At 49.4% G+C, this 4,090-nt stretch carries 3 protein-coding genes, 1 pseudogene and 1 riboswitch; of the genes and pseudogenes, 1 reads left to right on the top strand and 3 read right to left on the bottom strand.

Annotated elements, in window-relative coordinates:
- Positions 1-254: 254 nt before the first annotated feature.
- From QUB35_RS38570 to cobG, 3 genes are all read right to left on the bottom strand, one after another.
- Positions 255-965 carry a precorrin-2 C(20)-methyltransferase gene (locus tag QUB35_RS38570; protein WP_333148302.1) on the bottom strand — a complete coding sequence of 237 codons (711 nt, stop codon included), beginning with the start codon at positions 963-965 and terminating at the stop codon, positions 255-257.
- A complete protein-coding gene (locus tag QUB35_RS38565; protein ID WP_333148299.1) occupies positions 962-1,591 on the bottom strand; it encodes a precorrin-8X methylmutase in 630 nt (209 codons plus the stop codon). The genes QUB35_RS38570 and QUB35_RS38565 overlap by 4 nt, the downstream gene beginning before the upstream one ends.
- A gap of 133 nt (positions 1,592-1,724) precedes the next feature.
- A complete protein-coding gene (gene cobG / locus QUB35_RS38560; protein ID WP_333148297.1) occupies positions 1,725-3,323 on the bottom strand; it encodes a precorrin-3B synthase in 1,599 nt (532 codons plus the stop codon).
- Between the two features lie 8 nt (positions 3,324-3,331).
- Positions 3,332-3,411, bottom strand: a riboswitch (adenosylcobalamin-variant (AdoCbl-variant) riboswitch).
- A gap of 230 nt (positions 3,412-3,641) precedes the next feature.
- On the opposite strand from cobG, the pseudogene QUB35_RS38555 reads away from it, so the two are divergent.
- Positions 3,642-4,090 (top strand): annotated as a pseudogene (locus QUB35_RS38555) (photosystem II q(b) protein); the annotation flags it as partial.

Below are 4,090 nucleotides of genomic sequence, written 5' to 3'. Positions count from 1 at the left end.
TCGCGCTGCTGTAAGGTTGTTGTCATTTGTTTATGATTGCTTTATTTGGTTTTCAATGTTCGTGACGGCTTTGTGTTTCGCCATGTAAATAAACATAAAGCATATTCTAAGGTTTGTAAAGTATTTTAACAACAGATTAACTGATGTAAGGTATAAGGTTAAGTTATGAATATGAAGAAAACAGGAGAAAGAGGTAAGAATGCACAAAAAAGTAGGTAAAGCCTGGAAGCGCGTCGCCTTCAGGCATGGAAATATTAAGTTACAGACTTTTGCTGGCTAGGTATCATAATGAGAGCCCAATAGGGAACTTCAGCGGGCTCGACATCTGCGATCGCCCGAATTCGCTGATTCGGCATAGTTGCGCGTTCTATATACAATGCTCGATCGAACTGTCCCAACTCAATCAACACATCCCGCACCTTAGCAAAATGCCTCCCCAGTTTAATAATCACAGCAGCATCAACAACCGCCAGTCGATCGCGCAAAACCTCAGCATCCAGCGTCGCAGGCATAATACTTAACACATCGTTACGGTAAGTCAGCGGCACTCCCAACGCAGCCGCACTCGCCATTGTCGAAGAAATTCCCGGCACAACTTCAGTGGTAAATCTCGCCGACAAACGGTTGAATAGATACATAAACGAGCCGTAGAGAAAAGGCTCGCCCTCACACAGCACCGCCACATCCTGTCCCTCGCTAAGATGTGCGGCAATTTTCTCGGCAGCAATATCATAATAAGGTTGAGACGATCGCGTCGGACTAAAAGGCAACGGCATCGGAATCTCAATTTGCTCCGGGCGCAGATAATCAGCAACGATCGCCCGCGCCAGCACCTTACCATTTTCCATCGCCGGATAGGCAATCACCGGCACCGATTGCAAAATCCGATAAGCTTTCAATGTGATCAATTCTGGATCACCAGGGCCAATACCCAAACCGTACAATTTACCAGTAGCCTGAGTCATAATTCATCCTTTTTCGCTAACGCATTCACGGCCGCCGTTGCCATTGCACTGCCACCACGCCGCCCGTGCAACGTAATAAATGGCACTCCCCGACTGTTGGCGGCCAGTTCGGCTTTGGATTCGGCAGCCCCCACAAATCCTACCGGGAAACCCAGAATTAAAGCCGGTTTGGGTGCTCCGGCATCAAGCATTTCCAGCAGTCGGAACAAAGCAGTCGGGGCATTGCCAATGGCCACAACCGCACCCTGCAAGTTATCCAGCCATAAATCAAGCGCCGCAGCCGATCGAGTATTTCCCATTTGCCGCGCCAACTCCGGGATTTCGGAATGCCAGAGGGTGCAAATCACCGGATTGTCAGCCGGAAGGCGTTTGCGAGTGATGCCTTCGGCCACCATCCGGGCATCGCACAGGATGGGCGCGCCTGCGGAGAGGGCTTGGCGTCCGTAGGTGGCTGCACCGGGGGAAGCTGCTAAATCTGTAACAATATCGGTCATGCCACAACTGTGAATTAGTCGCACGGCTACCGATTCTAAATCGGGTGGCAAGCTTGACAAATCTGCTTCGGCTCGAATTGTGGCGAAGGATTTGGTGTAGATTTCTGTTCCGTCTCGAATGTAGTCAATCATTGTTTAAAACTGCTATGGGAATTTTGTGGGATTTGTGAAAGAGATTTTTTGAATGAACCGCGAAGGCGCAAAGGACGCGAAGGAAGAAATATCAAGAGAGATAGAAAGAGAAATGCTTAAAATTTGTCTGTTTTCATGGGATGTTTTTTCTCTTTCTATTCCGATTTTCCGTACTCAACAACTCCTGCAATTGGTCGATCGCCCGCCGATCGATAAACTCACCAAATGACTCCAATGGCTCTCGCAACCGCTGATACACCTGCAACATTCGCTCGATCGCACCGGGCATCTCGATCGCACTCACCGCCTGAAAAATTGGTCGCCCGAAGGGCAAATCTTTTCTACCCGCATAAATGTCGTAACCTTCGATCGTCTCGTGTCCTCGCTCAATCTGAATTCCCACCAGCGTGATATCAATTGGCCGGTGCTGGGCGCAGGACTTTTGGCAACCGCTGAAATGAATGTTAATCGGCAGGTCGAGCGTCAATTTTTGCGCTAAATCCCTCACCATTGCTAGGGCGTGACTTTGAGTATCTGTCGCCGCCGACGCACAGCCGCTGCTGCCGGCACAAGCCACCAAGCACGAATCTAGCCGAGTCGCTGACGAGTGCAATCCCAAATCGGCGATTTGCTGTTTTACCTCAAAAAGCTGGGAGTTGGGGATATCAGAAATCAACAGATTTTGCCACGGCGTAAGTCTCAGGGTACCGCTGGCTAGATTTTGGGCTAAATTTGCCAAATTCCGCAGTTGCTTTGATTCTAGCCTACCGAGAGGCAGTGCAATTCCCATGTAGGATAAATCCGACTGTCGCTGAGGGTGGATGCCGAGATGTCGGTGATTGGGGAGGGATTTTTCAGATGAGTCGATCGAACGGGCGGGCAAGATGCCCACCCCACAAGGAAATTCACTCTTTGTGGAACAGGCATCTTGGCTGTTTTTGGGAAATGTGCAAGATGTGAATTGCCATAAAAATGGTAAATTCTGCTGTACCCTTTCTAGATAACTTTCAACACCCCAATCTGCCAGCAGGTGACGCAAACGCGGTTTTTTCCCATCAATTCGAGGTCGATTTTTGGTGTATTCAAGATAGGTGCTAGCGAGGGCGGCTAATACTGAAATACATTGCGATTCTGGGATTAAAATTCCTGTATCGCCGTTGAAATGCAGCCGAAAAACGATTTCTGATTGGGTTGAAAGCCCTTCCGCAGCTAATAAAATATCGTTGCGTAAAGCCTGGATCGAAACCGATTCCCCGCCGTCGAAGCCAATACTGAACTTAGGCGAAAGTTCCGACAATTCGGGATGCGTTTGCAGGTAATCATCCCAAGCTTTGACTAGCGGGCGAGTATCCAGTAACTCCTGGCGATCGATCCCTGCTGTCGGGCTTGCCATAATATTGCGAATCGGGTCAACTTCAACGCGGCGAGACGCTATCCCCAATTCCTGCAAGCGGTTCCAGACTTCCGGGGCAATTTCCGAGTTCACTTCTCGGATTTGCAAATTTGCCCGATTTGTCACTTGCAAACAGCCGGTACTGTATTGATCAGCCACATCGGCGATCGTCCGACACTGCTGCGCGTTTAAAATTCCCCCCGGAATCCGCATTCTCGATAAAACTCCGTCTCGGGCTTGGGAACCGTAAAATAAACCCGGACAAGTCGGCAAATCAGTCAAAGCTAACAAATAATCTCCTCCCCGTGCTACGCAGGGAATCCAAAAGTAAACGCCCACAAAGCGCCCCCGAAATCGGCATTCTGACTTTTACAGTTGCGGCACAGCGCCGGAATTGCACCGGACTTTCCCGCTTTCAGGTTTTAGAAAGGTATCACGAGCTGACCCACAGAAAGCAAAACCCTCAACTTTCTTAACAAAACTTCTGGCGATGGCGTCGCGCCCCGCAAGCTACGCCCCTGTCTCTCCTTACATCAGCTTTCCTAATCACAGTCATCAGTTTAACTGTCGCTAAACCCCTTTACAAACGTTAACAAGACCGTTAATAATAGAAACATCATCCGAACATTGACAACCAAATACAGCAATCATAAAACCATGACAACAACCTTACAGCAGCGCGAAAGCGCCAACGTCTGGGAACGCTTCTGCGAGTGGGTCACAAGCACCGACAACCGCATTTATGTAGGTTGGTTCGGAGTCTTGATGATTCCTACCCTCCTGAGCGCCACCATTTGCTACATCATCGCCTTCATCGCTGCCCCTCCAGTGGACATCGACGGCATCCGCGAACCAGTAGCAGGTTCCTTGATGTACGGTAACAACATCATCACAGGTGCAGTTGTTCCTTCATCTAACGCCATTGGCTTACACTTCTACCCAATCTGGGAAGCAGCTTCCCTTGATGAGTGGTTGTACAACGGCGGCCCTTACCAATTGGTAATTTTCCACTTCTTGATCGGTGTATTTTGCTACATGGGTCGTGAATGGGAATTGTCCTACCGCTTAGGTATGCGTCCTTGGATCTGCGTCGCTTACTCTGCACC

Source organism: Microcoleus sp. B13-B6, assembly GCF_036705405.1.
Lineage (GTDB): Bacteria > Cyanobacteriota > Cyanobacteriia > Cyanobacteriales > Microcoleaceae > Microcoleus.
This window is presented reverse-complemented; position numbering and strand designations above follow the sequence as displayed.